Raw genomic sequence first — 23,367 nt, 5'->3', positions numbered from 1 at the left:
TGTCCGCCCCCACTTCCTCGCCGCGCGAGCGCATCAGTCGTGCCCCCTCGCGGGCGCACGCACCAGGAGCGGAGCCGCACGTGTGCGTCCGGCTCCGGTGAGGCCTGCGCGGAGGGCGCAGAAGTTCCCGGAACCGACCGGCCGACGACCACGGCCGATCGGTTCCTCCATGACCGCAGTTGATGGGAGACCTGTGTGAAGTCCCGAGTCGTAGGTGCCGTTCCGGAGGCGTCCGCCGACAACACGCTCACGGCGCAGCCGAGCGCCCCACTCCACCCCACGGAGGCCGGGGACGCCCTGGCCCGCCTGTTCCTGACCCGCGTCCACGGCAGTACGGAGCGGTACCGCGGCTACCAGGACGCCGTACGGCAGCGGCTGGAGGCGCTCGGTTCCCCCCACCCCAGCACCTCGCTGCGTGTGGAGGGAGCCCTCCATCTGGCGCGGCCCGCGTTCCTCCCGCCCGACGAGGAGGGCATAGCCAGGCTCAGGCGTCTGGATGCCAGCCTGAGCCTGATCGAAGCGGCCTTCCCCCAGGTCGGCACCGACGTCGAGATCTGCCGCCTGACCTGCGCGATGCTGGAGGGGGCCTGGAGGACCCGGGCGCTCACCCCGCCGCGCGAGGAGGAGCGGTCGAGCGCCTGCGGCTGCCCGCTGTGCCTGCGGCTGCCCACCCCGCCGGCCCGCACGCCGGACGACTACCGCTGGCGGCAGAGCGCCGGCCGTCCTCTCACCGTCAAGACCTGGCCGCACCGCCCCGAACTCGACAGCGTCCTGACCGGTGGCTGGTCCTGGACCCGGCAGATGAACGACCTCGAACGCGACCTGGGCCACCGCCACCGCTTCGAGGACGACATCCTCGTCTTCCACGAGTACAAACGCGTGATCGACACCATCGACACCACGCGTCTCACCCAGCACGTCGAGGAACGCCTGGCCGAGGACTTCAGCACCAACAGCGCACGGGCCCTGGTCTCCGGACTGTTCGCGGCCCACAAGCGATCCGTCGACGAGTACTGGCTGCGGCAGCACGACGCGGGCGAGGTGACGCTTCCTCCGGGCAACCCGCTCAGCCAGAGCACCTACTCGGCGCTGCAGATGCTGGACTGTTTGTTCTGGCACGTCTCCCCCGACACCGAGCTCTGGCAGGAGGAACACCTCGCCTCCCTGCTGCTGTGCCGCGTCATCGACGACATGGCCGATGTACGAGCGGACGCCCTCACCGGCGAGATCAGCAACTTCTGGCTCGCCGACATGCCCACCCACACCAAGGCCCTCTACGCCGCCTGCGCCATAGCCCTCGTCAAGTACGGCTGCACGCCCGAGGCGCATCCGCCGATGTGGAACACCTGGCTGATGACCACCACCATCGTCTGGATGGGGCTCACGGGCCGGCACGCGCTGTGGTTCGACGGCATCACCCAGGGCCTCCCCCCGGCCGAGTCATGCCCGCTCTGCGACCTGCAGCCCAACTCGTGCAGCGGCATCCTCACCCACGGCACCACCCTCACCGTCGCCCCGCGGCCCACCGTGGCGGCGCTGAGCGCCCGGACCGCCGAGCTGTCCGCACGCTGCCGGGCCCAGCACCCCGGCACCTGGCCTCTGTTCGACGCCGAGCTCCATGCCTACGAGGCGCTGCACGGTCCCTGGTACGGCGACATCGACAGCACGTGGGAGATCCTGCGGCGCACCTACATAGCCGCCGTGGAGGCGTCCGCCGCGGCGGCGTCCACGGACCGCGCCCGGCAGATCCAGGAGGACGCCGGCGTCGTCGGCTCCGAGATGTTCCACGCCCTGCACGACCCCCGGACCGGGCGGGAGGACACCACGCTGCTGGCCTACATGTTCGGCTGCGCCCACCCGCACTTCCTGTGGAACGCCACGGGATACCGTCCCACGGACGTCGCGGGCGACTGGCTCGACGGCTGACGGCGCAGGGTGGACCGTCCCGACGTACGACGCTGCCCGGCCGGATTACCGGCCGGGCAGCGTGGTGTCGGGGTCAGGCGGAGAACTCGACCGGCAGGCTGTCGAGCCGGGACTCCCAGGTGGAGGCGGTCGAGGACAGCTCCTCCGCCGGCACGGCGAGCCGCAGGTCCGGCAGCCGGTGCAGCAGGACGTCCACGCCGATCTCGATGATGGACTGCCCGATGTTCTGCCCCGGGCACTCGTGCGGTCCCGCGCTGAACGCCAGATGGGACTGGTTGCCCTGCACGGCGACGGCCGCGTCGGGCCGCACCTCCGGGTCGATGTTGCCGGCGGCCAGGCCCAGGACGAGCAGTTCCCCCTCCTGGATGTGATGGCCTCCGAGCTCCAGGTCGGCCGCCGCGAACCGGCCCGGCAGCACGGCCAGCGGCGGGGTGTCCCACATGATCTCCTCCACCACGGACGAGATGTTCAGCTGCCCGCTGACCAGGTCGGACAGCCGGCCGGCGTCGGTGAGGACCCGCTGCAGGACCTGGGCCAGCAGGTTGCTGGTGGTGGTGTGGCCGGCGATGAGCACCAGGCGCAGATGGCTGACGACCTCGTCGTGGTCCAGGCCGGCCGGGTGCTCCAGCAGGGCGGTGGCGAAGTCGGAGCCCGGCTCGGCCCGCTTGCGCTCGGCGAGTTCCGACAGGATCTGGATGATCCGGCCGTTGTGCTCCAGGGCGTCCTCACCGCCCTTGAAGACCTGGGCGCAGGACTCGATCAGGCGCAGTCCGTCCGCCGAGGGAAGGCCCAGGATCCGGGTGAGCACGAGCATCGGCAGAAGATCGGCGTAGTCGGCCACCAGGTCGGCGCGGCCGGCGTCCGCGAACGCGTCGATCTGCTTGTTGGCGAAGTACGTGGCGTGTCGCCGCACACCCCGGCTGGACGCCGCGAGCAGCCCGTCGGTCACCGCGCCGCGCAGCCGGCGGTGCGGCTCGCCGTCCTGGGAGACGCAGTCGGGCCGCCAGCCGACCATCGGGATCAGGGGGTGCGTCTCCGGGATGCGCCCTTCCCGCCAGTCCCGCCAGATCCGCGCGTCCCGGCTGAACTGGCGCGGGTTGTCCAGCACCCGCCGGTTGTCGCGGTAGCCGAGGACCAGCCAGGCGGGGACGTCGCCCTCGAGCAGCACCGGCGCCACGGGCCCGTGCTCCTTGCGCAGCCGTTCGTAGATGCCGTACGGGTCGGTCGACGCCTCCGGCCCGAACAGCCGGGTGAGGTCGGTCCCGTGCGCGACCGGGCACCCGCTCGGCGTGTCGGGATCGTTTAAGGGCTGCGCGTTCATCGGGACTCCAGTGCGACGGCGGAGCGGTCCTTCAGGTGGTGGATCAGCGCGACGAGCACGTCACGGCTGGAGGCCCGGTCGCGGGCGTCGCAGGCCACGACCGGGATGTGTGCGGGGATGTCGAGCGCGTCCCGGATCTCCTCGACCGGGTACTCCTTGGAGTCGGGGAAGACGTTCAGCGCCACGACGAAGGGGACGTCCTGCCGCTCCATCTCCTCGATGGCCCGGAAGCTGGAGGCCAGGCGCCGGGTGTCGACCAGGACGACCGCGCCGAGCGCGCCTTCGAACAGGCCGTTCCACAGGAACCAGAACCGCTCCTGTCCGGGCGTGCCGAACAGGTACAGCATCAGGCTGTCGTTGAGGCTGATCTTGCCGAAGTCCAGGCTGACGGTGGTCTCCGTCTTGTCGGCGACGCCGATGAGGTGGTCGTCGTCGGCGCTGGCCTGGGTGAGCGTCTCCTCGGTGGTCAGCGGCTTGATGTCGCTGACCGAGCGGACCATGGTGGTCTTCCCGGTGCCGAAGCCGCCGGCGATCATCACCTTCACCGAGCGGGTGGTGCCCCCGGCGGCCGGGCGCCCGGGGTGGTCAAAGCCGTTCAAGTCCACTGAGTACCTCCTCAAGGAGCGCGAGGTCGGGCCCGCGGCCGGCGTCGTGCGCCGGGATGGGGTCACGGGCTTCGACGCGGCCTGCCTCGAGCAGATCCGCCAACAGCACCGCGAGAATGTTGAAGGGCAATCCGAGGTGGGCGCCCAGTTCGGCCACCGACAGCGGATCGCGGCAGCGCCGGAGGATGTCCTCGTGCTCGTGCTGCATGCCCGGTGCGGGGGCGGTCACCGAGACGATGAGGGTCGCCACGTCGAGACTCGACGCCGAACCGCCCGGTCCGCTGCGTCCACGGGTGAGGACGTAGTAACGCTCGAGACCAGACGGGTTCGTGGGCCGGCGGGGAGCACTCATCCAGAGTGCTCCTCCAGGCGCGGAGTGGTGCCGAGGAGCTCACCCATCCTGCGGGCCAGATCCCTCATCTGGTGTCCGAGCAGCCCCTGGTCGAGGCCTTCCCGGGCAAGGACACCGAGATACGTCTCCACACCCGCGCGTACGACGAAGAGATGGCCGCCGTCGACCTCGATCATCGCCAGCCGCAGCTGCCCCGCGTACTTGGGGAACTGCTCGGCCACCGGCTGGGCCAGGGCCTGCAGTCCGGCGACCACGGCGGCGAACCGGTCCACGTCGTCCGGGTCCTCGGCGCCGAAGGAGGTGATGGCCTTGCCGTCACTGGAGGCCACGAGGGCGAAGCGGATCTCCGGGATGGACTCCACGAGATCGCGGAGCGCCCAGCTCACGTCGGTTCCCTGTTGCGTCATGTGGACTAGTCGCTCTCTTCAGTGCGGTGCTCGGTGGACTCACGGCCGTCGGGCGCGCCGTCCCCCTCGGCTGACTCCCCGGTGGGCTCCTCGGCGGACGTACGGCCGGCGGTGGCGAAGGCGGCCAGACCCGCGAACGAGGCGTCCGGCGGGACGGCGTGGACCGCCTTCTCCCCGGTCCGCGCGGCCTGCTCGGCCGGCTCGTGCCGTGCCGTCTCGTGCCGTTTGCTGCGGCGTCGGGGCAGTCCGCCGGGCGTGGTGTCCACGGCGTCACCGGCCTCGGTCACGGTCTCGGCGGCGGCCGCGACGGCCACCGGGACGACGGAGGAGGGCGGGGCGGCGGGGGCCGCCTCGGCCACCTGGGCCTGCGGGGTCGCCGGAGCCTGTGCGGTCACCGGGGTCGCGGTGGGCAGCGGGCTGAAGTACTTGTGCGGGACCACCACGACCACCGAGGTGCCGAGCCACGGCGAGTCCGCGAAGGTGACGCGGATGCCGTAGCGGCGGGCGAGGGCGCCGACGACGCGCAGGCCGATGTTGGCGTCCTCGGAGATACCGCCGATGCCCGGTCCGGCGGCGGTGCCGGTCAGTGCCTCGTCGGCCTCCCGCTTCTTCTCCTCGCTCAGGCCCTTGCCGGAGTCCTGGATCTCGATGCCGACGCCGTTGGGGACCTCCTTGCCGGAGACGATCACCGGCTCGGTGGGCGGCGAGTAGCGGGCCGCGTTGTCCAGCAGGTGGGCGAAGACCAGCGTGAGGTGGTCCACCAGGCCGCCGTCCACGCCGAGTTCGGGCAGGTGCCGTACCTCGACGCGGTGGAAGTCCTTGATCCGGCCGATGCCGCCGCGCACCACGCTCAGCAGGCGCTGCGGCTCCTGCCACTGGCGTCCGGGCCGGTCCGAGCCGCCCAGTACGCCGATGCTCGCGGCGAGCGAGTCGGCGGGGCCGAGCTGCTGGTCGAGCTCCATCAGGCCGCGGGCCACGGCGGGCAGCCGGCCGTGTTCGCCCTGCATCTCGTGCAGCCGGCCGCGGAGCTTGCTGGTGAGCACGTGGATGCGGTTGCCGATGCTGATCACGGCCTGCTCGGCGGAGGTCGAGCGGTTGAACTCCTCCTCCACGCCGATCAGTGCGGTGCGCAGCACCTTGCGCAGTTCGGCCTGCAGGTCGGAGCTGACCTTGGCGCACTGGTTGCCGACGGGCAGCAGGTCCTCGATCGCCTCACCGGCGCGCAGCTGCTTCAGCGCCTCGGGCAACTGCTCGTCGGCGAGCCGTGCGACGGCGGCGTGCTGGTGGGTCAGCTGCTCCTGCCAGGCCTCGTTCTGCTCCGCGAGCCGGGCCTCGTAGGAGTCCACCTGCTCGGCGAGCCGCGCCTCGAAGGCACGGGTCTGTTCGGCGAGCCGGGCCTCGTACGCCGAGCTCTGCTCGGCGATCCGGGCCTCGTAGCCGCTGGACTGCTCGTTGAGCTGGGCCTCCAGGGAGGCGCGCTCCGCGGTGAACTTCCGCTCCAGCACCGACACATGCTGCTGCCACTGCTGCGAGTGCTCCGCCTGGGTGGTGCGGAAGGTGTTCTCGGAGCGGGTGAGCTGGGCCCGGGTGCGGACCAGCAGCCGTACGCAGACGGCGCTCGCGGCGGTCGCCGCGGCACCCGCGACGCCGGCGGCTATTCGCTCGGAGCTCATGAACGTGGCGGCAACCGTCCCGCCTCCTAAGGCCAGTGGCATCAACCACCAGCTGTACCAGGCGACAGGGGCCCGCGCCGCCGGCGGCGGAGTGGCGAGTTCCATCTGCATCCTTCGTAGCAACACGAACGAACAAGGGGGGTGTACAAGGGGGTTCCGCACTCAGGGTGCGCACTACGAAGTGAACGGACGTGTTCCGTCAACTCGCAGCGCCGAACGGGAGCTTATCGGGTTTGAACCCGAAAGGATCAACCTCGAACACCCGGTGGACGTGAGGGTTCCATCACTCTCCGCCAGGAATCCAGGCCCCCGTCGCCCGGCTCCACCACCCTCACACTTCATGGACAGGTGTCCAGCTATAGTGGACACCTGTCCATGAAAGGAAGGTCGCCATGGCGACGCTCGCCGATGTCCTGGTCGCCCTGGTGGCCGCCCTGCACGCCTACATCCTGGTGCTGGAGATGTTCCTGTGGCAGAAGAAGCCCGGGAAGGCTCTGCACGGTTTCGACCCCGAGATGGCCCGCGCGACCGCGCCGATGGCCGCCAACCAGGGCCTGTACAACGGGTTCCTCGCGGCGGGCCTGGTCTGGGGCCTGATCGCGGCCGACCCTACGGGCTACCGTGCCCAGGTGTTCTTCCTGTCCTGCGTCGTGGTCGCCGGCGTCTACGGCGCCCTCACCGCCAACCGCCGCATCCTCTTCGCGCAGGCCCTGCCCGGCGCCCTCGCCCTGGCCGCCGTACTGATCGCGCAGTGACCCGTCACGAACCGGAGGACCCCAGGGCCGCCCGCACCCGGGCGCGGCTGCGCCAGGCGCTGCTCGCGGAGTGCGCCGAACGCCCGCTGGCCGAGGTCGGCGTGGCGGCTCTGGTGCGGCGGGCCGGCGTCGGACGGGCCACGTTCTACGTCCACTACGACGGCCTGGAGGCGCTGGCGGTCGACGCGTGCGCGGACGTCGTACGGGAGGCCGTCGAGGCGCTGCACTCCTGGACGGGCCGGCCCGATCCGGTGCACGCGCCGCCCGCGCTGGCGGAGTTCTTCGCCTCGCTCGCCCCGCACGCCGGCCTGTACCGCGAGCTGCTGACGCCGGGGGGCGGCGGCCCGCTCGGCCGGGTGCTGCACCGGGACCTGCGCGCCTACAGCCTGCGTGAGCGCGAGCGGGCGGGCGCGGCGGACGCCCCGCTGGTGGCCTCGGCGGTGGCCGCCACCTTCGCCGGGGTGCTCGCCGACTGGCTGCACGGCCTGCTGGACGGGAACGCCGCCCGGATCGCCGACGAGGTCTGGCAGTTGCTGGTCGCCCTGCACGCCAGCCGCTGACGACCGCTCACTTGCAGCCGTACCCGTCCGCCACCCGCGCCCAGGCCTCCACACCGTGGGAGGTGCGGACGTAGGCCCTCGACGGGTCGTCGGTGAGCCACAACTGCCGTTCGTGGTACCGGTATCCGGTGTCGTGGGCGCCGGCCGGCATTCGCACGTCACCGTCGTACGGCACGGTGAGCATGCCGTCGGGGAGGACGTTCTCCGGGTCCCGGGCGTACGTCCTGGCGTCCCTGCCCCGGCCCAGTGACAGGAAGTGCGCCTGCTGCCAGTCGCAGTGCTCGGCGCCCCTGCTGCCGGTCACCTCCGTGACGGGCACGCGCTCGCCGTCCCGGTCGGTCCAGATCTCGTACGGCCGTGTGTCGGTGAAGCTCGCCGGGAGTTCCGCCGGGTCGCAGGAGGCGCTGGTCTCCGGGCCCCAACCGGGCCTGCCCTTCCGGTCCTTGGCGACGACGACCGCCACCTTGGTCCTGCCGCCGACGTCGAAGGAGTACAGGACGCGGTCCGCCTCCTTGCGCTCGACGCGGTAGCCGTACCGCGGGAGGTCGGGCTGCTCGATGTCGAAGAAGACCTCGAGGCCCTCGCGCGGTGTCGCGCCCCCGTCGCCCTTGCTCCAGGGGCCGCTGCCTCCGCCGGAGTAGATCTCGCCGTCGCACTCCAGCGCCCGGCCGGCGGCCCCCGACTCGGCGCGCGCGGCCCGGACGCCGTCTTCGCCGCCCTGCTTCACCGGCACATGCAGCGGGCCGCCGTAGGGTACGGCGGGCGGGGTGCCGGTGACGACCAGGTCCCGCCCCTTGCCGGCGCCGCACGCCACCACCGCCGACGCCACCAGCACCGTCGTCGCCACCCGTCCCGCGCGCATCCCCACCCCTGTTCCCCTTCGTCGCCCGCCGTTTCTTGGACGCGGAGAAGGCGCGAAACGTTCGGGGTCACCCGGCCGCCGCGCGGAAGGTGCGGCGGTACGTCTGGGGCGAGACGCCGATCGCGGCGTGCAGGTGCTGCCGCAGGGAGGCGCCCGTGGCGAAGCCGACGTGGCCGGCGATCTGGTCGACGGACAGGTCGCTGGACTCCAGCAGGTGCCGGGCCCGGGCGACGCGCTGCTGGACGATCCAGCGGCCGGGGCTCATGCCGACCTCGTCGTTGAAGCGGCGCGCGAAGGTGCGCAGGCTCATCCGGGCGTGGCCGGCGAGGTCGGACAGGGTGAGGGGTTCGCCGAGGCGCTGCAGGGCCCACGCGCGCGTGGCGGCCGTACCGGCGTCGGCGTTCTCCGGCACGGGCTGCTCGATGTACTGCGCCTGGCCGCCGTCCCGGAAGGGCGGGACCACGCAGCGGCGGGCCACGGCGTTGGCCAGCTCGCTGCCGTGGTCGGTGCGCACGATGTGCAGGCAGACGTCGACGCCGGAGGCCGCGCCGGCCGAGGTGAGGATGCGGCCGTCGGCGACGAACAGGACGTCCGGGTCGAGGTCGACGTGCGGATAGCGGCGCCGGAAGGCGTCGGTGACCTGCCAGTGCGTGGTGGCCTTCCGGCCGTCGAGGAGGCCGGCCGCGGCGAGCACGAAGGCGGCCGTGCAGATGGAGACGATGCGGGCGTCGGGACGGATGCGGGCGAGCGCGTCGGAGACCTCCGGGGGCAGCTCGGCGGGGATGTGCGACGGCGTCATCGAGGCGACCACCACCGTGTCGGCCGTGGCCAGGATCTCCGGGCCGTGCTCGACGCCGATGGTGAAGTCGGCGCAGGAGCGCACCGGGCGGCCGTCGACGCTGCAGGTCAGCACCTCGTACCGGCCGTCGGCCGCGCCGAAGATCCGGCTGGGGATGCCGAGCTCGAAGGGATACACCCCGTCCAGGGCCAGGACCACGACCCGTTCCACCCGCTGTTCACCATGCATGGCACGATCTTATCGAAGGTTGGCAATCGTGCCATTTCCCGGGGCGGCGGATCCCGGCAGGCTGGTTCACCATGAGCACTGTGAAGACGATGCGAGCCATCAGCCAGGACGTCCTCGGCGGTCCCGAGGTCTTGAAGGAAGTGGAGCTGCCGCGGCCCGAGCCGCGCACGAACGATGTGCTGGTGCGCGTGCGCGCCGCCGGCGTCAACCCGACCGACTGGAAGCACCGCGCGACCGGCGGCTTCCTGGGCGAGCCGCCCTTCGTGCTGGGCTGGGACGTCTCCGGCGTGGTGGAGGCCGTCGGAATCGGCGTCGCCCGCTTCAAGCCCGGCGACGAGGTCTTCGGCATGCTGTCCTACCCCTTCGGTCACGGCTCGCACGCCGAGTACGTCACCGGCCCGGCACGCTGGTTCGCGCACAAGCCGGCCTCGGTCGACCACACGCAGGCGGGCGCGCTGCCGCTGGTGTCGCTGACCGCCTGGCAGGCACTGGTGGAGTACGCGGACGTGCAGGCGGGGCAGCGGGTGCTGGTCCACGCGGCGGCAGGCGGCGTCGGGCACGTGGCCGTGCAGATCGCCAAGGCGCGCGGCGCGTACGTGATCGGCACGGCGAGCGCGGGCAAGCACGAGTTCCTGCGCGGGATCGGGGCCGACGAGACGGTCGACTACCGGGAGACGGACTTCACCGAGGCGGTCAAGGACGTGGACGTCGTCCTGGACACGATCGGCGGCGACACCTCGACCCGCTCGCTGCGGGTGCTGCGCCCCGGCGGCATCGTCGTGTCGATCCTGCCGGTCGGCTCCGACGACTTCCACGAGGAGGCCGCGCGGCTGGGGGTGCGGTCGCTGCGCATGCTCGTGGACGCCTCGCACAGCGGAATGACGGCGATCGCGAAGCTGGTGGAGGAGGGGAAGCTGCGCCCCACGATCGCCGGTACGTTCCCGCTGGCCGACGCCGCCGAGGCCCATCGGCTCGGCGACACCGGCCGGACCACCGGAAAGCTGGTCCTGACGGTCGGCTGAGTCAGAACGTCAGCACGGGCTTGATCGCCTTGCCCGCGCCCATGTCCCGCACCGCCCGGTCGATGTCCGCGAACGGATAGGTGCTGATCAGGCGGTGCAGCGGGAGCCGGCCGTCCTTCACAAGCCGCACCAGGGACGGGATGAAGGAGCGGGTCTCGGCGTCACCGAGGGTGAGGCCGACGACCCGCTTGCCGCCGAGGAGGCCGTTGACGTCCAGGGCGACCTCGGTGCCGAAGGGCGGGGCACCGACGACGACCAGGGTGCCGCGGGCGGCGAGGGCGTCGACTCCCTGGCGCAGGACGCCGACGTTGCCCGTGGTCTCCACGACCCCGTCCGCGCCCTGGCCCGCGGTGATCCCGGCAAGCGCCTCGCCGAGGTCCCGCTCGGCGGCGTTCACGGTGTAGGTGGCTCCCAACTCCCTTGCCAGCAGCAGCCGTTCGGCGAACCGATCGACGGCGACGATCGTGGTGGCGGGGGTCAGGGCGGCCGCCATGACGGCGGACAGCCCGACGGCGCCGGCGCCGAGGACGACGACCGTGCTGCCGGTGGCCGGCCGCAGTACGTTCCAGACGGCGCCGACCCCGGTCTGTACCCCGCAGCCCAGCGGGGCGATCGACTCCAGCGGCACGTCCGCGTCGACCCTGACGAGGCTGCGCTCGTCCACCAGCGCGCGTTCGGCGAAGGAGGACTGCCCGAAGAAGTGGCCGCCGAGGGGCTGCCCGTTCCGGCTGATGGTGCTGGAGCCGTCGGCGCGGCGACCCCCGATCAGGTTCAGCGGCAGCCAGGTCGCGCAGTAGGCCGGGTGGCCGCCGTTGCAGTTGCGGCACTCGCCGCACGAGGTGAAGGACAGCACGACATGGTCGCCGGGCGTCACGCCGGTGACCGCCGCTCCGACGGCCTCGACGACGCCGGCGCCCTCGTGCCCCAGCACGCCGGGCAGCGGGAAGGGCAGGCCGCCGCTCGCCACCCCGAGGTCGGTGTGGCACAGACCGGTGGCCACCATGCGGACCACGGCCTCGCGCGGTCCGGGCTCGTCGAGCTCGACGTCGGCGAGCGTGAAGGGTGCCCCGCCGGACTCGACGACCGCGGCGCGGGTGGTGATGGACATCGTACGAACTCCCTTGCGATTCGGGCGTGTTCGGCCGGGGTCAGTCGAGCGAGACGACGACGGACTTGACCTTGGTGTAGGCGGCGAGGGCCTCGGGGCCGTACTCGCGGCCGAAGCCGGAGTCCTTGACGCCGCCGAAGGGCACCGCGGGGTCGAGCATGGCCCAGTCGTTGATCCACACGATGCCCGCCTGGAGCCGGTCGGCGATGCGGTGGGCGCGGGCGAGGTTCGCGGTCTGGACCCCCGAAGCCAGGCCGTACGGCGTGGAGTTGGCGAGGGCGACGGCCTCGTCCTCGGTGTCGAAGGGCTGCACGGTCAGGACGGGACCGAAGATCTCCTCCTGCACGACCCGGGAGTCGTTCGCCAGGTCGGCGATCACGGTGGGCCGGTAGTAGTAGCCGCCGTCGAGGTCGAGTCGCTCGCCGCCGGCCACGATACGGCCGCCCTCCTTGCGGGCGAGGTCGACGTACTCCTCGACCTTCTTCAGGTGCTTCTCCCCCGCCATCGGCCCGACGACCGTCCCGGGGTCGCGCGGGTCGCCGACGGGGACACCGGGGACGGCCTCGGCGAGGATGCCGAGCAGGGTCGAGTAGACCGGGCGGGCGACCAGCAGGCGCGGGCCGCCCATGCAGAACTGGCCGGTGTTGAAGACGAACGCCTTGATGATCGCGCCGACCGCCTTCTCCAGGTCGGCGTCCTCGAAGACGATGTGGGCGGCGTTGCCGCCGAGTTCCATGGTGACGGGCTTGAGGGCCTCGCCGGCCAGGCTCGCCACATGGCGGCCGACGGCGGTGGAGCCGGTGAAGGCGACCTTGTCGATGCCGCGGTGGCGCAGCAGGGCCTCGCCGGCCACCGGTCCGGTGCCGGTGACGACGTTGACCACGCCGTCGGGGACACCGGCCTGCTGGAAGAGGCGGGCCATGTACAGGGCGCTGAGCGGGGTCTCGTCGGCGGGCTTGTGGACGACGGTGTTGCCGGCCGCCAGCGCGGGGCCGATCTTCGAACCGGCCAGGATCAGCGGGAAGTTGAACGGCGTGATGGCCGCGACGACGCCGAGCGGTTCGCGCTTGGTGTACGCGAGCGCGTTCATGGGGGTGTCGCGGACCGCGCCGTCGAGGGAGTGGGCGAGGGCGGCGAAGTGCTCGTAGTCGTTGGCGGCGTTGGTCACGTCCACGGCGTGGCACAGCGAGATGGGCTTGCCGACGTCCAGGCTCTCCAGACGGGCGATGTCGTCCGCGTTCTCGCGGATCAGCTCGGCCACCCGGTACAGGATCCGGCCGCGCTCGCGGCCGCTCAGCCCGGACCAGGTGCCGCCGTCGAAGGCGTCCCGCGCGGCCCGGACCGCCGCGTCCACGTCGGCGGCGCCCGCCTCCGCGACGGTGGTGAGGACCGCGCCCCGGGACGGGTCGACCACCTCGGTGCGCGCTCCGTCGGCGGCATCGCGCCACCGTCCCCCGACGAACAGCCGTCCAGGTTCGATCTCGAAGGTGGTCATCGCCGCTCCTCAGCCTCTTCGCCAAGATTTCAACAAACAGGAATCCTGTTGGTTCGCAGTTTCATTACAGACAGGATTCCTGTCAATGCTCTAGGCTGAACCCATGCTCGACTCCCAGGCCGCCAAGACATCGCCGTCCCTGCTCTACATGGTCAAGCAGGTAGAACTCGTGGTGCGCTCGCACCTGGACGAGCTGGTCAGGCCGGCGGGCATCACCGCGCTGCAGTACACCGCGCTGACCGTTCTGGAGCGTCACGACGGGCTGTCGGCCGCCCAGCTCGCCCGCGACTCGTTCGTCACCGCGCAGTCCATCGCCGACCTCGTACGGTCACTGGAGAACCGCGGGCTGGTGCGCCGGGAGCGCAATCCGCGCAACCGCAGGGAGCTGCTGATCCTGCTGACCGATGCCGGGCGGCGACTGCTCGAGGAGCACGCGGAGCCGGTGCGGACGCTGGAGGAGCGCATGGTCCGCGACCTCACGGCGCACCAGACCGAGCAGTTCCGCCAGTCTCTGACCAAAGCCTGGCACGCACTGTCGTAAGCGTTCACCGCAATTCGAAGACATATGTCAATCGAACATGCTCAAATTCACTCCATCGAGGGTAACTTGCAGGGCGGGGAACGCTTTTGCGCTCACTCGGGACCCAGGGGACGGGCTTGCGCTCATAGGCTCGCGGAACGTTGTCACCCCGGCCCCCGGTGACCTGCAAGCCCGCAGTGTCGGAGCAGGTGGAGGCGATGTCGTCGTGGAGCAGCAACCGGCGCCGCTGACGCGGCATCTGCGGGTCCGTCAGGACCGCGGTCACACGGTGCTGGAGTTCCGCGGCGAGATCGACATCGCGGCCGCCGCGGAGATCGGTCCGTACCTGGACGGCGTGACGGCCCGCCCGGAGGTGCGGCTGGTCATCGACCTGCGGCCCGTCGACTTCTTCGACTGCTCCGGACTGCGCCTGCTGTACCGGGCCCGGACCCGCGTCCTCGACCACGACGGCGAACTGCGGCTGGTGTGCACGCATCCTCTGACGCTGCGCATCCTGCGGGTCACGGGGCTGGCGAAACTGCTGCCTCCGCATCCGACCCTGGACGCGGCCCTGGGGCAGCCCGAGGCCACGTCCGGGTCGCTGTGAGCGCTTCCGGGCTTTCTACTTGAGGATCCTGGTGACCTGGCCGGCGCCGACCGTGCGGCCGCCCTCACGGATGGCGAACTTCAGGCCCTCCTCCATCGCGATGGGCTGGATCAGCTGGACGTGCATGCCGGTGTTGTCGCCCGGCATGACCATCTCGGTGCCCTTGGGCAGCGTCACCACACCGGTGACGTCGGTCGTGCGGAAGTAGAACTGGGGCCGGTAGTTCTCGAAGAACGGCGTGTGCCGGCCGCCCTCGTCCTTGGACAGGATGTACGCCCGCGCCTCGAACTCGGTGTGCGGGGTGACCGTACCGGGCTTGATGACGACCTGCCCGCGTTCCACCTCCTCCCGCTTGACGCCGCGCAGCAGCAGTCCGACGTTCTCGCCGGCCCGGCCCTCGTCGAGCAGCTTGCGGAACATCTCGATGCCGGTGACCGTGGTCTTCGTCTTGGTGTCGTGGATGCCGATGATCTCGACCTCGTGGTTGACGTGCAGCACCCCGCGCTCGATCCGGCCGGTCACGACGGTGCCGCGGCCGGTGATCGTGAAGACGTCCTCGATCGGCATGAGGAAGGGCTTGTCCACGTCCCGCTGCGGTTCGGGCACCGCCTCGTCGACGGCGTCGAGCAGGTCGATCACGGACTGCGTCCACCGCGGGTCGCCGTCCAGGGCTTTCAGCGCCGAGACCCTGACGACCGGTACGTCGTCCCCGGGGAACTCGTACTCGGTCAGCAGCTCGCGGACCTCCAGCTCCACGAGCTCCAGGATCTCCTCGTCGTCCACCATGTCGGTCTTGTTCAGGGCGACGACGATGTACGGCACGCCCACCTGCCGGGCCAGCAGCACATGCTCCTTGGTCTGCGGCATCGGCCCGTCCGTGGCGGCGACGACCAGGATCGCGCCGTCCATCTGGGCCGCGCCGGTGATCATGTTCTTGATGTAGTCGGCGTGCCCGGGGCAGTCGACGTGCGCGTAGTGCCGGCGCTCGGTCTGGTACTCCACATGGGCGATCGAGATGGTGATGCCGCGCTGCCGCTCCTCGGGCGCCTTGTCGATCTGGTCGAACGGCGTGAACGGGTTCAGGTCGGGAAACCTGTCGTGCAGCACCTTGGTGATCGCCGCCGTGAGCGTCGTCTTGCCGTGGTCGATGTGACCGATGGTGCCGATGTTCACGTGCGGCTTGGTCCGCTCGAACTTCGCCTTCGCCACTGCAACCCCTCCTGCGCATCCTGGTGATGCCGAGCGTTGCTCCACTACTCCATGTCTATTCGCTCCGGGGCGCGTCGAACAGGGCGCTGACGGACTCCCCGTTGTGAATGCGGCGCACGGCCTCGGCGAGCGCCGGGGCGACGGTGAGGATCCGCAGCTTCTCGGTGCGCTCCTCCTCCGGCACCGGCACGGTGTTGGTGCACACGATCTCCAGTACGTCGGGCTGCTCGCCGATGCGTTTGAGCGCTCCGGCGGCGAACAGCCCGTGCGTGCAGGCCACCCGGATCGAGCGGGGGCCCGACTCCCGCAACCGGTCGAGGAGTTCGAGGACCGTGCTGCCCTTGGCGATCTCGTCGTCCAGGACGATGACGTCCCGGCCGGCGACCTCGCCGATGACCGAGCTGATGGAGACCCGGTCGTCGGCGTACCGCTGCTTGGCACCCGCGGCCACCTGGGCGCCGAGCATCCGCGCGAACGCGGCCGCCTCCTTGGCGTTGCCGAGGTCCGGCGAGACGACGGTGGTGCGGGACAGGTCGTACCGCCGGAAGTGGGCGGCCAGTTCACGCCGGGCGTGCAGGTGGTCGACCGGGACCGAGAAGAAGCCGTGGACCTGCGGCGAGTGCAGGGTCATGGTCAGCACCCGGCTCGCGCCCGCCGCGACCATCAGGTCGGCGACGAGCCGTCCGCCGAGCGAGATGCGGGGCGCGTCCTTCTTGTCGGAGCGGGCGTAGGAGTAGTGCGGCATGACGACGGTGATCCGGGCCGCCGAGGCGCCGCGCGCCGCGTCGCACATCAGCAGCAGCTCCACCAGGTTCTCCTGGACCGGCTTGACCAGCGGCTGGATCAGGAAGACGTCCCGCTCCCGGCAGTTGGCCTGCAGCTGCACCTCCAGGCAGTCGTTGGCGAACCGGCTGACCCGGGTCGGGCTGAGCGGCACCCCCAGATGGGCGCACACCTCGGCGGCCAGATCGGGGTGGGCGCTGCCGCTGAACACGGAGATGTCTCGCACGATCCGCTCCTCGCATGATCACGTACGGGCCCTTCATGCTACTGAGGCCGGAAAATCCCGTTGCGCCGCACGCGAGCCCGCGGGTCATGATGGGACCGTCCGAGTCCCCTCACGTCAGGACCCCTCGCATGCGCCGACTCCTCGAGATCACCCAGCGCCCCCACCGGCCCACGGTCTTCGAGGACACGCCCCCGCATGCACACCCTGAACATCGGCATTCTCGCCCACGTCGACGCAGGTAAGACCAGCCTCACCGAGCGGCTGCTGTTCGACCACGGAGCGATCGACCGGCTCGGCAGCGTCGACGCCGGTGACACCCGCACGGACGACGGCTGGATCGAGCGCCGGCGCGGCATCACCGTCCGCTCGGCCGTCGCCGCCCTCACCGTCGGCGGCACCCAGATCAACCTCATCGACACCCCCGGCCACTGCGACTTCATCGCCGAGGTCGAGCGCGCCCTGGAGGTCCTCGACGGCGCGGTGCTGCTGCTGTCCGCCGTGGAGGGCGTGCAGGCGCAGACCCGGGTGCTGATGCGGACCCTGCGGCGGCTGCGGCTGCCCACCCTGGTCTTCGTCAACAAGATCGACCGGGCGGGCGCCCGCTCCACCGCCCTGCTCGCCGACATCCGGCGCAGGCTGACGCCGTCCGCCGCCGCGCTCACGGACGTGTCGGGCCTCGGCACCCCCGGCGCCCGGGTGACACCGCGCCCGGCCGGGGACACCCGGCTCGCCGAGGCGCTCGCCGAGGTCGACGCGGACGTGCTCGCCGCCCTGGTGGACGGCCCCGCGCCCACACCGGAGGACCTGCGCCGGGCGCTCGCCGCCCGCACCGCCGACGGCTCCTTCCACCCTGTCCTGTTCGGCTCGGCCCTCGGCGGACAGGGCGTCGCCGAGCTCGTCGACGCCCTGGTCCGGCTGGTCCCGTCCACCCCGGCACGGGGCGGCGCACCCCGCGGCACGGTGTTCGCCGTACGGCCCGGACCGGGCGGTGAGCGGACGGCGTATCTGCGGTTGTACGACGGTGAGGTGACGCCGCGTCAGCGGCTGACGTTCCGGCGGCGCGAGGCCGACGGGCGCACCACCGAGGTCTCCGGACGGGCGAACGGCCTGGCCGTGATCGGCCGGGACGGCCCGCTCACCGCCGGGAACATCGCGGCGGTCACCGGCATCGCCGGCATCCGTGTCGGCGACCGGCTCGGCGACGCCCCGTCCGGGGCGGCGCAGCGGTTCGCCCCGCCGACGCTGCGGACCGTGGTGCGCGCCCGCCGCCCCGAGCAGGCGGCTGCCCTGCGTGCGGCCCTCCTGGCCCTCGCCGACCAGGACCCGCTGCTGCACGTCCGGCCCGCGGCCGCCGGCGCCACCGCGCTGCTGCTGTACGGCGAGGTCCAGATGGAGGTGCTCGCGGCCACGCTCGCGCACGACTTCGGCATCGAGGCCGACTTCGAGCCGGGCCGCGTCCGGTTCCTGGAGCGGCCGCGCGGCGTGGGCGAGGCGTGCGCCGAGATGCCGTGGCACCTCGGCAGCCGCGTGTGGGCCACGGTCGGGCTGCGCGTGGAGCCGGGACCGCGGGACGGCGGAGGCGTGTTCGCGTACGACACGGAGCTCGGCGCCCTGCCCCGGGCCTTCCACCAGGCCGTCGAGGACTCCGTGCACACGGGCATGCTCGACGGGCTGTCGGGGGCGCCGGTGACGGACTACCGGGTCACGCTGATCCGGTCCGGCTTCAGCTCGGTCATGAGCACGGCCGGCGACTTCCGCACCCTCACGCCGGTCGTGCTGCGCCGCGCGCTGGAGAGCGCGGGGACCGGACTGTACGAGCCCTACCACGCCTTCGAGACGGAGGTCCCGCTCGACGCCCTCGCCCCGGTCACCGCCCAACTCTCGCAGATGGGCGCGGAGTTCACCGGAACATCGGGCGGGAGTACCTCCTGGGTGGTCACCGGCGAGGTGCCGGCCCGCCGGGTGCGCGAGGTCGAGCTGCGGCTGCCGGGCCTCACCCACGGCGAGGGGGTGTGGTGGTCGCGGCCGTCGGGCGACCGCGAACTGCGTGCGTAGCGACCGGGGTTCACCAGGACACCGGCAGTCTGCGCGGGCTGCGCGTCAGCTGGCCCTCCCTCCACTCGATCGTCTCCGGCGTGAACTCGGCGCGCAGACCGGGGAGTCGGGAGGCCAGCCGGTGCAGGGCGAGGCCGAGTTCCAGCCGGGCGAGCCAGGCGCCGAGGCAGTGGTGGGGTCCGGCGCCGAAGATCAGGGTCGGTGCGGTCAGGGGGGTGAAGGGGTCCGGCGGGCCGGGCGGGAACACGTCGGGGTCGCGGACGGCGGAGTTGGTCTGCACGGCGACCACCGCGCCCGCCGGGACGGCCACGCCGCCGACGTCGACGTCCTCGACCGCGCGGCGGATCAGTCCGGGCAGCACGCGGCCCTCGCTGAGGGGGACGGCCCGCAGCAGCTGCTCCGCCGCGCCCGCCGCCGTGTCCTCGTCGGCGGCGAGCCCGGGCCAGACGCCGGGTGCGTCGGTCAGCAGGTAGACGACGATGTTGCCGAGCGCCGTCATGGTCGTCTCGTGCCCGGCCACCACCAGACCGCACACCAGGCGCACCAGCAGCCGCTCCTCGATGCCGAGGCCGTCGCCCGCCGCCACCAGGCCGCTGACCAGATCGTTGCCGGGGGACCTGCGCCGCTCGGCGATCAGGTCGGCGCCGAAGGCCGTGAACTCGCCCAGCGCTGCGGAGACCTCCTCGCGGGTGTGGGCGCCGCCGGAGAGGGCGTGGTCGGCCCAGTGGCGGATGCGCTCGCGGTCGAGGTGGTCGAGGCCCATCAGCCGGCAGATCACCGACACGGGCAGCGGGCGCGTGAAGCCCTCGACGATGTCGGCGGGCGGCCGCCGCGCGGTGAAGTCGTCGAGGAGCGCGTCGACGGTCGAGGCCACCCAGGGCCGCCAGCGGGCGATCGCCCGGGGCGTGAACGCCCGCTGCACGGTGCCGCGCAGCCTGCGGTGCGCCTCGCCGTCCATGTTGAGCAGGCCGTTCGGGTCGTCCAGCAGGTTCGGTACGACGAGCAGCGGCGGCGCGTCCTCGGCGTACAGCGATTTCCGGTCGAAGCGGGGGTCCATCAGCACCTGGCGTACGTCGGCGTACCGCGTGACCAGCCACACCGGGGTTCCGGTGGCGAGGGCGGCGGGCCGGGGCGGGCCGGTTTCGGGGAGGTCGAGGCGGTGCATGGGACATGAGGGGCGGGAGGTGCTGTCTGTGGTCATCCGGGCTCCCGGCGTGCCAGTACGGACAGTTCTCTCACGCTAATGCGCCCCGGCTGCCCCGACCAAGGGCACCAATCGGCCAACACGACGGTCTGGCCCGGCATTTGGCGGGCATGCGTGTCACAGGAAAGGAGGGCCGTCGCCATGACGACTCCCATCAGGCGCGTGTCCCGGCGCATGCCGGGCTGGGCGAAGGCGGTGAGCGCCGTCGTGCTGGTGCTCGTGGTGTTCTTCGCCGGTATCCGGCTGGCCGTGCTGCCGGGCCTCAAGGACCTGTTCGGCACCGAGACGCACGACCGCACGGGCCCCACACTGCTCCAGTCCATCCAGGACATGAGCCGTTACGACGCCGCCTCCGGCAACTTCCAGGTCGTGGTCGACCTGGAGAAGGACACCAAGTACCTGCCCGACGCCATCCGCGGCACCCGTGTCCTCTACGTGGGCGCGGGCACCGTCGACGCCTACGTCGACCTGGGCAAGGTCGGCAAGGACGACGTGACGGTCAACGGCGACCGCACCTCGGCGACCCTCCGGCTGCCGCACGCGGCCCTGGGCAAGCCCGCCCTCGACCCGGACCGCTCCTACGCCGTCTCCAAGCAGCGCGGTCTGCTGGACCGGCTGGGCGACCTCTTCTCGGACAACCCCAACAGCGAGCAGGCCGTGCAGAAGGTCGCGGTCAAGCACATCGGCGACGCCGCCAAGGACAGCGGACTGACCAAGCGCGCCGAGAGCAACACCACCGACATGCTCGAAGGGCTGCTGCACTCCCTCGGCTTCAAGGAGGTGCGCGTCTCCTACCAGAGCTGATCAGCCGCCCAGCACCCCGGGCAGGGCCAGCGCGCCCAGCAGGGCGGTGCCGACCAGCATCCAGGCCACGTAGTCCCCGACGTGCCCGGACTGCAGGCGCCGCAGCCCGGAGGCGCGGTAGGTACCGGCGAGCAGCTTCGGCCGGGCCACGGCGAGGGCCGCGAGCCCGCCGGCCAGCACGGTCGAGGCGAGTGCGAGGACCACACCGGCCGGCGTCCAGTGCGGAGCCGGGACCACGGCTCCGCCGGCGCCGGCCTCGTTGACGCCGTGCGCGACCACCCCGGCGAAACCGGGAGCCACGCCGACGGCGAGGGCGGCGGCGAGCAGCACCGCGGGAACCGCCGTCATCGTGTCGGGGACGCGGCCGATCCGGCTGCCGGTCTCGGGCTGCTCGCCGGAGCCGGACGTCTCGTACTCGGTGTCCTCCTCGGGCCGCGGCCCGAGATCGAGGAAGACCCGTGCGGCGACGCGCAGCACCACCGCCCCGGTCACCGCGCTGACCAGCACGAACACCACGGTGAGCGGGCCGCCGACGGTCTCCTCGGTGACGGCCTTGCCCAGGCCCGTGCCGAAGGGCGGCAGCCCGGCGAGGGCGAGGCCGCCCAGGCCGTAGAGCACGGCGACACCGCGCGGCCGGCGGGCGCGGCCGTGCAGGGCGTACTCGTCGACGCTGCCGAACCGGTCGAGGAGGATGCCGGTGCAGGCGAACAGCGCGGCCTTCACCCCGGCGTGGCCGAGGATGTACAGGGCGACCCCGTCGTCGCCCTCCGGCGTCAGCACGCCGAGACCGATCAGGAACAGTCCGGTGTGGGCGACCGTGGAGAAGGGAGGCGCGCACGGCCCGGTCGCCGTAGGGGTGCCGGGCCCCGCCGAAGTCCGGCAGTCTCAGACAGGCGGCGACGAGCAGGGCGGCGAGGCCCGCGCCGCCGGCCAGCAGCACGCGGAGCCGGCCGCGCCGGGTCATCGGCCGTCCTCCTCGTCCCGGCCGCGCCGCCTGACCTTGCGGACGGTGAGCATCAGCAGCAGCGGGGTCAGGGCGGAGCCGACGGCCAGCTGCGACAGGCCCACGTCGGGTGCCTGGAGCACGGTGAACAGCACGGCGAGCACGACGCCGAGGACGGCCAGGACGAGCGCCTGGCGCACGGGATCACGGGTCGTCACCGCGGCCGTGGCGGCCGCCGCGACCAGCAGCAGCGCGACGACGATCAGCGCGTCAGCCACGGCGCACCCCCGGAAGCCGCCCGACAGGGCCCGGGAGGCGACGATGTTGCCGCCGATCAGCAGCGCCCCGATCACCAGCAGTTTGACCATGGCCCGGCCCGGTCCGGTGGCCAAGCACAGCGCGATCACCGCGGCGGCGCCGAGGCCGGCGACCGCCCAGGTGGCTCCCCAGGCGCGCGGGGGGTCCTCGGCGAGTTCGTCGGCGAGCAACCGGGCGAAGACGAGGGTGCCGACGGGGCCGAGCAGGGCGAGGACGAGACCGAGGTCGACGTAGGAGGGGCGGTCGTAGGCCTGGGAGAGCAGGAGCAGGCCGGGGCAGGCGAGGGCGGTGGACAGGTCCTGCGCCACGACCCGGCGCCGCGGCGGCCCGGTGGTCACCCCCCACAGGGCAGCCCCCAGGCCGCCGCCGAGCACGACGGTCGCGGCCGAGGTCCAGCCGTTCACGAGCCGGTCACCGCCCGCCGGGCGGCGCACGCGGCGAGGGCGCCCACACCGGCGCAGCCCGCGCCGACGGCGAGTTCCAGGGGGTCCACCGTGCTGATCAGGACCAGCCACAGCAGGACGAGCGCGGCCCACCAGGCGAGCAGTTCGGCCAGGGCGAGGAGTGCCGTCCGCGGGGTCATGCGCCACCTCCGCGGGCTCTGCTCGCCCACCGCGCCGGCGAGATGTCCGGCCTGTCCCTGCGCGGCATCCAAGCAGCACGACGGGCGCCGCGGGCGGCGGCGCGCTCGGCTCACCGCCCGGAGTGCCCCCACCGCGGCGACGGAAACCGGCCGGGCGCCCGGCCGGGAGCGCGAACGGGGCGGCATCGTCGGGTGCCGAGGGGGTAAGCGCCATGAAACACAGGCAAGTTGAAGACTGGAGGACCTGATGGCCCGTGCAGCAGCACGCCCGCTGTCGGCTCTACGGCTGCGCACCGCCAAGGCCGAAAAGCCGGTGGAGAGTGCGCAGTCCACGAAGAAGACCAAGAGCGTGCGGTCCGCGCAGAAGGCGAAGGCGCGTCCCGCGCCCCGCCCGGAGCCGCGGGAACGGCACGTGCTCCCCTGGCCGATCCGGGTGCTGGCGATGCTGGTCGCGTTCGGGGCCATGGTGGCCTTCGCCGTCGTCCTGGCCAAGCTGACGCTGGAACCCTCCCCCGCCTCGGCCTCCCTGGTGCACACCAACCTGCATCCGGGCCGTTCGATCCGCGCCTACATGGAGCAGCCCGCGCTGCGGGACACCGTGAAGCAGATCGGCGGCAACATCCTGCTGGGCGTCCCGTTCGGCGTGCTCGTACCGGTCGTCGCGCCACGGGCACGCGGGCTGCTGCGCGTCCTGCTGCTGACCGCCGTGGTGATGCTCCTCGTGGAGTTCGCCCAGGGGGCCCTGGTCAACGGGCGCGCCTTCGACATCGACGACGTCATCCTCAACACGACCGGCGCCCTGATCGGCTGGCTGCTGCTGGGGCGGCGGATGGGCAAGGTGCACGCCAAGGAACGGGTGCCCGCCCGGCCGGCCAAGCGGACAAAGAGCGCGTAACCGAGAACCTCGAAGCCTGGTCCGTACCAGAGTATTGACGCTGGGCTTATCTCACTTCTTAAATCAAGAGGCGACGCCTTCACCCCCCACCGGCCGGGCGCACCTGT

23 protein-coding genes and 2 pseudogenes are annotated in these 23,367 nt (G+C 72.2%); 9 read left to right on the top strand and 16 right to left on the bottom strand.

Going from position 1 to position 23,367, the window contains the following annotated elements; all coding sequences use genetic code 11:
- The first annotated feature begins 195 nt into the window (after positions 1-195).
- The gene (locus M8J74_RS25390; RefSeq protein ID WP_249838667.1) at positions 196-1,926 is read left to right on the top strand and encodes a hypothetical protein; all 1,731 of its coding nucleotides are present in this window, start codon (positions 196-198) and stop codon (positions 1,924-1,926) included.
- 73 nt (positions 1,927-1,999) lie between these two features.
- Here M8J74_RS25390 and M8J74_RS25385 read toward each other — a convergent pair whose 3' ends face one another.
- Genes M8J74_RS25385 through M8J74_RS25365 form a run of 5 tightly spaced genes read right to left on the bottom strand, consistent with a single transcriptional unit; the run spans position 2,000 to position 6,389 of the window.
- Positions 2,000-3,247, bottom strand: a complete 1,248-nt coding sequence (locus M8J74_RS25385) for a cytochrome P450 (protein WP_249838666.1) — start codon at positions 3,245-3,247, stop codon at positions 2,000-2,002.
- Positions 3,244-3,852, bottom strand: a complete 609-nt coding sequence (locus M8J74_RS25380; RefSeq protein WP_249838665.1) for a GTP-binding protein — start codon at positions 3,850-3,852, stop codon at positions 3,244-3,246. The genes M8J74_RS25385 and M8J74_RS25380 overlap by 4 nt, the downstream gene beginning before the upstream one ends.
- The gene (locus M8J74_RS25375) at positions 3,833-4,204 is read right to left on the bottom strand and encodes a DUF742 domain-containing protein (RefSeq protein WP_249838664.1); all 372 of its coding nucleotides are present in this window, start codon (positions 4,202-4,204) and stop codon (positions 3,833-3,835) included. Before M8J74_RS25375 ends, M8J74_RS25380 begins: the two co-directional genes overlap by 20 nt.
- Positions 4,201-4,611 carry a roadblock/LC7 domain-containing protein gene (locus M8J74_RS25370; protein ID WP_030043913.1) on the bottom strand — a complete coding sequence of 137 codons (411 nt, stop codon included), beginning with the start codon at positions 4,609-4,611 and terminating at the stop codon, positions 4,201-4,203. Before M8J74_RS25370 ends, M8J74_RS25375 begins: the two co-directional genes overlap by 4 nt.
- 5 nt (positions 4,612-4,616) lie before the next feature.
- Positions 4,617-6,389: a sensor histidine kinase gene (locus M8J74_RS25365; protein ID WP_249838663.1), complete on the bottom strand. Its 1,773-nt coding sequence runs from the start codon at positions 6,387-6,389 to the stop codon at positions 4,617-4,619.
- Between the two features lie 287 nt (positions 6,390-6,676).
- Between M8J74_RS25365 and M8J74_RS25360 the strand changes: the two genes are divergently transcribed.
- Both M8J74_RS25360 and M8J74_RS25355 read left to right on the top strand, forming a co-directional pair.
- On the top strand, positions 6,677-7,039 hold the full coding sequence (locus M8J74_RS25360; RefSeq protein WP_058921399.1) for a DUF1304 domain-containing protein: 363 nt from the start codon (positions 6,677-6,679) through the stop codon (positions 7,037-7,039).
- Positions 7,036-7,599 carry a TetR/AcrR family transcriptional regulator gene (locus M8J74_RS25355; protein ID WP_249838662.1) on the top strand — a complete coding sequence of 188 codons (564 nt, stop codon included), beginning with the start codon at positions 7,036-7,038 and terminating at the stop codon, positions 7,597-7,599. Before M8J74_RS25360 ends, M8J74_RS25355 begins: the two co-directional genes overlap by 4 nt.
- Before the next feature lie 7 nt (positions 7,600-7,606).
- On the opposite strand, the gene M8J74_RS25350 is transcribed toward M8J74_RS25355, so the two are convergent.
- On the bottom strand, positions 7,607-8,461 hold the full coding sequence (locus tag M8J74_RS25350) for a hypothetical protein (protein ID WP_249838661.1): 855 nt from the start codon (positions 8,459-8,461) through the stop codon (positions 7,607-7,609).
- A gap of 67 nt (positions 8,462-8,528) precedes the next feature.
- Positions 8,529-9,488 (bottom strand): GlxA family transcriptional regulator, encoded by a 960-nt coding sequence (locus M8J74_RS25345; RefSeq protein ID WP_249838660.1) that lies wholly within the window; start codon positions 9,486-9,488, stop codon positions 8,529-8,531.
- A gap of 71 nt (positions 9,489-9,559) precedes the next feature.
- Here M8J74_RS25345 and M8J74_RS25340 point away from each other — a divergent pair, with 71 nt between their 5' ends.
- Positions 9,560-10,510 carry an NADP-dependent oxidoreductase gene (locus tag M8J74_RS25340; RefSeq protein WP_249838659.1) on the top strand — a complete coding sequence of 317 codons (951 nt, stop codon included), beginning with the start codon at positions 9,560-9,562 and terminating at the stop codon, positions 10,508-10,510.
- A 1-nt stretch (position 10,511) separates the two neighbouring features.
- On the opposite strand, the gene M8J74_RS25335 is transcribed toward M8J74_RS25340, so the two are convergent.
- Both M8J74_RS25335 and M8J74_RS25330 read right to left on the bottom strand, forming a co-directional pair.
- Positions 10,512-11,618 (bottom strand): NAD(P)-dependent alcohol dehydrogenase, encoded by a 1,107-nt coding sequence (locus tag M8J74_RS25335; protein WP_249838658.1) that lies wholly within the window; start codon positions 11,616-11,618, stop codon positions 10,512-10,514.
- A gap of 40 nt (positions 11,619-11,658) precedes the next feature.
- The gene (locus tag M8J74_RS25330; protein WP_249838657.1) at positions 11,659-13,113 is read right to left on the bottom strand and encodes an aldehyde dehydrogenase family protein; all 1,455 of its coding nucleotides are present in this window, start codon (positions 13,111-13,113) and stop codon (positions 11,659-11,661) included.
- Between the two features lie 103 nt (positions 13,114-13,216).
- On the opposite strand from M8J74_RS25330, the gene M8J74_RS25325 reads away from it, so the two are divergent.
- Positions 13,217-13,654 (top strand): MarR family winged helix-turn-helix transcriptional regulator, encoded by a 438-nt coding sequence (locus M8J74_RS25325; protein WP_249838656.1) that lies wholly within the window; start codon positions 13,217-13,219, stop codon positions 13,652-13,654.
- Between the two features lie 205 nt (positions 13,655-13,859).
- Positions 13,860-14,240: an anti-sigma factor antagonist gene (locus tag M8J74_RS25320; RefSeq protein WP_058921407.1), complete on the top strand. Its 381-nt coding sequence runs from the start codon at positions 13,860-13,862 to the stop codon at positions 14,238-14,240.
- A gap of 15 nt (positions 14,241-14,255) precedes the next feature.
- Here M8J74_RS25320 and tuf read toward each other — a convergent pair whose 3' ends face one another.
- Both tuf and M8J74_RS25310 read right to left on the bottom strand, forming a co-directional pair.
- The gene (tuf, locus tag M8J74_RS25315) at positions 14,256-15,449 is read right to left on the bottom strand and encodes an elongation factor Tu (RefSeq protein WP_249838655.1); all 1,194 of its coding nucleotides are present in this window, start codon (positions 15,447-15,449) and stop codon (positions 14,256-14,258) included.
- A gap of 55 nt (positions 15,450-15,504) precedes the next feature.
- The gene (locus tag M8J74_RS25310) at positions 15,505-16,458 is read right to left on the bottom strand and encodes a ribose-phosphate diphosphokinase (RefSeq protein ID WP_249838654.1); all 954 of its coding nucleotides are present in this window, start codon (positions 16,456-16,458) and stop codon (positions 15,505-15,507) included.
- 195 nt (positions 16,459-16,653) lie between these two features.
- On the opposite strand from M8J74_RS25310, the gene otr(A) reads away from it, so the two are divergent.
- Positions 16,654-18,513: a tetracycline resistance ribosomal protection protein Otr(A) gene (gene otr(A) / locus M8J74_RS25305; RefSeq protein ID WP_249838653.1), complete on the top strand. Its 1,860-nt coding sequence runs from the start codon at positions 16,654-16,656 to the stop codon at positions 18,511-18,513.
- Positions 18,514-18,523: 10 nt separating this feature from the next.
- On the opposite strand, the gene M8J74_RS25300 is transcribed toward otr(A), so the two are convergent.
- The gene (locus M8J74_RS25300) at positions 18,524-19,714 is read right to left on the bottom strand and encodes a cytochrome P450 (protein ID WP_249838652.1); all 1,191 of its coding nucleotides are present in this window, start codon (positions 19,712-19,714) and stop codon (positions 18,524-18,526) included.
- Positions 19,715-19,858: 144 nt separating this feature from the next.
- Between M8J74_RS25300 and M8J74_RS25295 the strand changes: the two genes are divergently transcribed.
- The gene (locus M8J74_RS25295) at positions 19,859-20,521 is read left to right on the top strand and encodes a DUF4230 domain-containing protein (protein WP_249838651.1); all 663 of its coding nucleotides are present in this window, start codon (positions 19,859-19,861) and stop codon (positions 20,519-20,521) included.
- Here M8J74_RS25295 and M8J74_RS25290 read toward each other — a convergent pair.
- The 4 genes and pseudogenes from M8J74_RS25290 to M8J74_RS25275 form a co-directional block, all read right to left on the bottom strand.
- Positions 20,522-21,346: pseudogene (locus M8J74_RS25290) on the bottom strand (proton-conducting transporter transmembrane domain-containing protein); the annotation flags it as partial.
- A gap of 135 nt (positions 21,347-21,481) precedes the next feature.
- Positions 21,482-21,742: a Na(+)/H(+) antiporter subunit B gene (locus M8J74_RS25285; RefSeq protein ID WP_058921415.1), complete on the bottom strand. Its 261-nt coding sequence runs from the start codon at positions 21,740-21,742 to the stop codon at positions 21,482-21,484.
- Positions 21,743-22,006: 264 nt separating this feature from the next.
- Positions 22,007-22,090 (bottom strand): annotated as a pseudogene (locus M8J74_RS45045) (hypothetical protein); the annotation flags it as partial.
- A 92-nt stretch (positions 22,091-22,182) separates the two neighbouring features.
- The gene (locus M8J74_RS25275; RefSeq protein ID WP_249838650.1) at positions 22,183-22,365 is read right to left on the bottom strand and encodes a hypothetical protein; all 183 of its coding nucleotides are present in this window, start codon (positions 22,363-22,365) and stop codon (positions 22,183-22,185) included.
- Between the two features lie 247 nt (positions 22,366-22,612).
- Between M8J74_RS25275 and M8J74_RS25270 the strand changes: the two genes are divergently transcribed.
- Entirely contained in the window at positions 22,613-23,260 is a 648-nt protein-coding gene (locus tag M8J74_RS25270; RefSeq protein WP_249838649.1) for a VanZ family protein, read from the top strand.
- The last annotated feature ends 107 nt before the right edge of the window (positions 23,261-23,367 follow it).

The sequence above is a fragment of the Streptomyces panaciradicis genome (assembly GCF_023516615.1).
Taxonomy (GTDB): Bacteria; Actinomycetota; Actinomycetes; order Streptomycetales; family Streptomycetaceae; genus Streptomyces; species Streptomyces panaciradicis.
Note: the sequence above shows the minus strand (reverse complement) of the source record. Positions and strands in the feature narration are given on the sequence as shown.

Coding starts and splice junctions, on each gene's coding strand:
- M8J74_RS25270 (WP_249838649.1), top strand. CDS start 22,613: ATGGCCCGTGCAGCAGCACGCCCGCTGTCGGCTCTACGGCTGCGCACC.
- M8J74_RS25385 (WP_249838666.1), bottom strand. CDS start 3,247: ATGAACGCGCAGCCCTTAAACGATCCCGACACGCCGAGCGGGTGCCCG.
- M8J74_RS25375 (WP_249838664.1), bottom strand. CDS start 4,204: ATGAGTGCTCCCCGCCGGCCCACGAACCCGTCTGGTCTCGAGCGTTAC.
- M8J74_RS25360 (WP_058921399.1), top strand. CDS start 6,677: ATGGCGACGCTCGCCGATGTCCTGGTCGCCCTGGTGGCCGCCCTGCAC.
- M8J74_RS25300 (WP_249838652.1), bottom strand. CDS start 19,714: ATGACCACAGACAGCACCTCCCGCCCCTCATGTCCCATGCACCGCCTC.
- M8J74_RS25335 (WP_249838658.1), bottom strand. CDS start 11,618: ATGTCCATCACCACCCGCGCCGCGGTCGTCGAGTCCGGCGGGGCACCC.
- M8J74_RS25325 (WP_249838656.1), top strand. CDS start 13,217: ATGCTCGACTCCCAGGCCGCCAAGACATCGCCGTCCCTGCTCTACATG.
- M8J74_RS25275 (WP_249838650.1), bottom strand. CDS start 22,365: ATGACCCCGCGGACGGCACTCCTCGCCCTGGCCGAACTGCTCGCCTGG.
- M8J74_RS25330 (WP_249838657.1), bottom strand. CDS start 13,113: ATGACCACCTTCGAGATCGAACCTGGACGGCTGTTCGTCGGGGGACGG.
- M8J74_RS25365 (WP_249838663.1), bottom strand. CDS start 6,389: ATGGAACTCGCCACTCCGCCGCCGGCGGCGCGGGCCCCTGTCGCCTGG.
- M8J74_RS25340 (WP_249838659.1), top strand. CDS start 9,560: ATGAGCACTGTGAAGACGATGCGAGCCATCAGCCAGGACGTCCTCGGC.
- M8J74_RS25295 (WP_249838651.1), top strand. CDS start 19,859: ATGACGACTCCCATCAGGCGCGTGTCCCGGCGCATGCCGGGCTGGGCG.
- M8J74_RS25345 (WP_249838660.1), bottom strand. CDS start 9,488: ATGCATGGTGAACAGCGGGTGGAACGGGTCGTGGTCCTGGCCCTGGAC.
- M8J74_RS25350 (WP_249838661.1), bottom strand. CDS start 8,461: ATGCGCGCGGGACGGGTGGCGACGACGGTGCTGGTGGCGTCGGCGGTG.
- M8J74_RS25370 (WP_030043913.1), bottom strand. CDS start 4,611: ATGACGCAACAGGGAACCGACGTGAGCTGGGCGCTCCGCGATCTCGTG.